This is a genomic window from Chromobacterium alticapitis, assembly GCF_002924365.1.
GTDB lineage: Bacteria > Pseudomonadota > Gammaproteobacteria > Burkholderiales > Chromobacteriaceae > Chromobacterium > Chromobacterium alticapitis.
The window spans coordinates 1-331 of sequence record NZ_PQWB01000095.1; the positions used below are offsets into that span (position 1 = coordinate 1).

Consider the following 331-nt stretch of genomic DNA (forward strand, 5'->3'; position numbering starts at 1 on the left):
TAAGGCTTTGAAAATTTTGAGCCATTTCCCTGCCGCCGACCACGCATTGAAACGCTTGTAGACGGTGTTCCAACAGCCAAAGGCTGGCGGCAAGTCCCGCCACGGACAGCCGCAGCGCATCCGATAGAGCATCCCTTCCACGGTCATTCGTAAATCGGGCTTGTTGTAAATGGCGTGTTGAAGCAGAATCTTTTCCAGCTTCGACCAAAGCTCGTTACTGAGCATCAATCGGGGCATCGCAAACCTGCAGAGGATTGGTGTAGGAACCTTAATTCTGCAGGTTTGCACCCCTCCTATCTGCTCCCTGCTTCAAAACGTCAACAGCCCCTAG

Annotated in this window: 1 protein-coding gene; it reads right to left on the minus strand. The window is 52.6% G+C overall.

From position 1 onward, the window contains the following. A partial coding sequence (locus C2I19_RS17040) for a transposase (protein WP_146056852.1) occupies positions 1–237 on the minus strand: 237 nt, incomplete at its 3' end. Between the last annotated feature and the right edge of the window lie 94 nt (positions 238–331).